This is a genomic window from Megasphaera sp. DJF_B143 (genome assembly GCF_900320625.1).
GTDB lineage: Bacteria > Bacillota > Negativicutes > Veillonellales > Megasphaeraceae > Megasphaera > Megasphaera hexanoica.
This window is the reverse complement of the sequence record NZ_ONTA01000083.1, coordinates 1-3,583: the sequence shown is the minus strand read 5'-3', so window position 1 is coordinate 3,583 and position 3,583 is coordinate 1. Positions and strand designations below refer to the sequence as shown.

Annotated in this window: 3 protein-coding genes and 1 pseudogene; 3 read left to right on the top strand and 1 reads right to left on the bottom strand. The window is 46.9% G+C overall.

All coding sequences use genetic code 11. The features are described 5' to 3' along the window. A pseudogene (locus tag DBO31_RS02385) lies at positions 1-200 on the bottom strand (amidohydrolase); the annotation flags it as partial. A gap of 201 nt (positions 201-401) precedes the next feature. On the opposite strand from DBO31_RS02385, the gene DBO31_RS02380 reads away from it, so the two are divergent. The 3 genes from DBO31_RS02380 to DBO31_RS02370 form a co-directional block, all read left to right on the top strand. Beyond that, positions 402-2,000, top strand: a complete 1,599-nt coding sequence (locus DBO31_RS02380; RefSeq protein ID WP_150824348.1) for a ClC family H(+)/Cl(-) exchange transporter — start codon at positions 402-404, stop codon at positions 1,998-2,000. 253 nt (positions 2,001-2,253) lie between these two features. Then, positions 2,254-2,754 (top strand): peptidoglycan-binding protein, encoded by a 501-nt coding sequence (locus DBO31_RS02375; RefSeq protein WP_072235729.1) that lies wholly within the window; start codon positions 2,254-2,256, stop codon positions 2,752-2,754. Positions 2,755-2,931: 177 nt separating this feature from the next. Continuing rightward, on the top strand, positions 2,932-3,583 hold a 652-nt coding region (locus DBO31_RS02370), incomplete at its 3' end, for a sugar phosphate nucleotidyltransferase (RefSeq protein WP_159897734.1).

Below are 3,583 nucleotides of genomic sequence, written 5' to 3'. Positions count from 1 at the left end.
CCGGTGACTCCCGTATCAGCGATGATGCGGGCATCTTCTATGCCTGCTTTCTGGAGTTCGTGAAGGACTGTCTGACTAGTTTCGTGTTCCCGGCCGCTCAATTCCGGGTGGGCGTGGAACTGTTCACGCATATGGATCATATAAGATAATTCATGCAAAACAGCAGATTCAATATCAAAATCGGGCTGGTACGTATGCACTGTATAGGCCTCCTTGCCATAAAAAATGTTATGTTTATCCATCGTTTAATTCACTTGTTTCTTATATTATATATACTATAATATATTGCGTTTTTTATACGATGATGTACTCTATGCCGTTTATTATATCATGAGAAACGTCATAAAATAATCAAAATATAAAAAATATGATATACTGCCATATATAGGGAGGTTGGCATCATGCAAAGTAAAATAGATATTATTCCGGTTATACGGAATTTAAACCACTGGCCCCGCTTCCGCCTGCGCTTGTTTGCAGAAGGCGCGTGGGTGGGCCTCTTGAGCGGTATTGTCATAAGCTTTTTCCGTTGGTGTCTCGAAGCGGGTACCCGGTTGCGCGAACAGATATATATCCTGCTCATGCAGGCGGGATGGATGGAAAATATATTATGGTTTGTGTTTTTACTGTTAGCATCGTATGTACTGTACCGGCTGAAACAGCATGAACCGGAAGCATCCGGCAGTGGCATTCCGCAAGTAAAAGGAATCATTCTCGGCGTCGTGCGTTTGCGATGGCTGCGTGTCCTCTGGGTCAAGCTGGCTGGCGGTATCCTGGGGATTGGGCTGGGCCTGTCCCTGGGACGGGAAGGGCCGTCTATTCAGCTTGGTGCGGTAACCGCACAGGGGATGAGCCGCGCACTGGGGCGGACGAGGATGGAAGAGCGCTACTTAATCACGGCGGGAGCCAGCGCCGGTCTGGCGGCCGCATTCAATGCACCGCTGGCAGGGGCGATTTTTGCTCTGGAAGAACTTCATCGCAATTTTTCCAGTGTCGTGCTGGCTCCGGCTATGGCAGCAGCTCTGGTTGCAACCATGGTCAGCCGCGTAGTATTTGGCCGGGACCCGATTTTTCATTTTGGCATGCTGCCACCGTTTCCGTTACGTTACATGTGGCTGGCTGTTGTATTGGGAATCATTATTGGTGTAGCGGGAATTATTTTTAATAAAGGGCTTCTCAATATTGGCCGATTCTACGCATTGCCTGTATTCCGCAATGATTATATGCGCATTGCCTTTGCCCTGGTAACGGCGGGTATATTGGGATATGGATTTCCTCAGGTTCTCGGTGGGGGCAATGACCTCATCAACAGCCTGTATCAACTGCCGTTGTCGCTGACTCTGTTTCTGACACTGCTTTGTGGTAAATTCGTGTTTACACTGATCAGCTATGGATGTGGCACGCCGGGCGGATTTTTTCTTCCCATGCTGGTACTGGGAGCATTATGCGGTGGCAGCATAGGTATTCTTCTCGTACAAATGGGAGTGATTTCCTCGTATTACCTGACGAATATCATTGTCATTTCCATGGCGGCGTTTTTTGCAGCGTCTGTTCATTCTCCCGTTACGGGTACGATTCTGATCATGGAAATGACGGCGTCATATGAACATCTGCTTGTACTTTGCACGGCGTCTATGATTGCTTTGGCGACGGCACAGCTTCTGGGAGGGCAGCCTATTTATGATACACTGCTTAAACGGTCTCTTGCGACGAGACAAAAAGTGCTTCCTGCAGAAGAACGACGTAATATTCTGGAGCTGACTATCAGCAGCGGCAGCGTCGTTGATGGAAAATATATTGGGCGGATTGACTGGCCGGATCATGTTGCCTTAGTCGATATCAAACGGGGAACAGAAGAAATTATTCCCGATTATCATACCCGTTTATGTGCCGGAGATTACCTGTATGTCCTGACAGATTCCGTCGAAGCAGCAGAAAAAAGTCAGGAACTTGGTAGAACACGAAAATGCATAATAATTATTAAAATTAGTACCTGGTAATAAAAATTTATGATTAAAGTGTGATAAATAGAGGATAATAAAGAACGAGCACAAAGAGAATAGAGTATAAATAGACGAAAATCGATGCATAAATACGTATTTTTTTGACTTATGGTGTCATTTTTGCTATAATTTTGTCGATGTGATTTTTTGATGTTAGCAAAGAGGTGGTTTTTTGAAGAAACGAATAGTCTTCTTACTCACAGCTTTATTTGTTTTTGCATTTTCTTCGCTTGCGTCTGCGAACGTAGAAATGGGGATGACCGGCTCTGTTGTACAGAGTGTGCAATATATGCTCATTGATACTGGATATTTATCTGATGGAGCAGATGGTGTGTTTGGCAGTGGTACACAAAGTGCTGTGCGTCGCTTTCAAGCAGATCATGGATTAGACGCCGACGGAGTTGTCGGAACACAGACAATGCAGGCTCTGGCTGATGCCAGCGGGCGTGAAGTGCCTGAAGAAAGTGGTTCTTACCAGTACAGTATGGTGATGGATGCTACGGCCTATACGGCAGATGATCCGGGAAACAGCGGTATCACCGCAGGTGGTCACCGGCTGACGCATGGCCTCGTTTCTGTCGATCCCGATGTTATTCCGTTGGGAACGCGGCTGTATATTGAAGGATACGGGGACGCTATTGCCGATGATACGGGCGGAGCCATTGTTGGCAACCGCATCGATCTGGGAATGGACGACCGCGATGAAGCTTTGAATTTTGGCAGACAGAATGTCGTTGTCCATGTTTTATAAAATAGCAGAGTCAGAAAAGGAGAGGAGCCCCCTCTCCTTTTTGCATGTCAAAGAAGCATAAGAGAATTTACCAATTTGTGGCAATTTTTTGTAAATTTACTATGTATTTTAGGCAGTGTTTGTGTTATTCTAAAAAGACATGGTAAAGTTATTTGACACCAGGGAGGCTAAGGCTGAATGAAAGACACGATTGCACTTATCTTGGCAGCAGGCAAGGGAACGAGAATGAAATCCCGTCTTCCCAAAGTTCTGCATAAAGTCGGTGGAGTGCCGATGGTAGAACAAGTCCTGCGAACCGTAAAAGCGGCGGGCACACTGCGGCAGATTGTCGTAGTTGGTTTCGGCGGCGAAATGGTACAGGAATATCTGGGCAATGAAGCAGAAACAGTGATGCAGAAAGAACAACTCGGAACCGGGCATGCTGTTCTGCAGGCGGAAGCGCTGCTGAAAGATGCACAGGGAACGCTGCTGGTTACTTGTGGTGATACGCCGCTGGTTACGAAAGATACGTTTACATCCCTTCTGGACTGGCATGAAAAGAGCGGGGCTGCGGCTACGATCCTCACAGCTCATATGCCGGACCCTACTGGTTATGGGCGGATAATCCGCGATGAAGCCGGCCAGGTAGTGAAAATTGTCGAACAGAAAGATGGAACTCCGGAAGAACTGGCCGTCGATGAAGTCAATGCCGGTATATACTGCTTTGATTTGTCTTTACTCTGGCAGATGCTGCACAACGTGAATAATAACAACGCCCAGGGCGAATATTATCTGACAGATATTATTGGCATGCTGGTCAGTGCAGGAAGGGTAGTCAGCGCATTTGCTG

What these genes read in the sequence shown, in the direction of transcription:
- DBO31_RS02375 (WP_072235729.1), top strand. Translation starts at nt 2,254, where the DNA reads ATGGGGATGACCGGCTCTGTTGTACAGAGTGTGCAATATATGCTCATT.
- DBO31_RS02380 (WP_150824348.1), top strand. Translation starts at nt 402, where the DNA reads ATGCAAAGTAAAATAGATATTATTCCGGTTATACGGAATTTAAACCAC.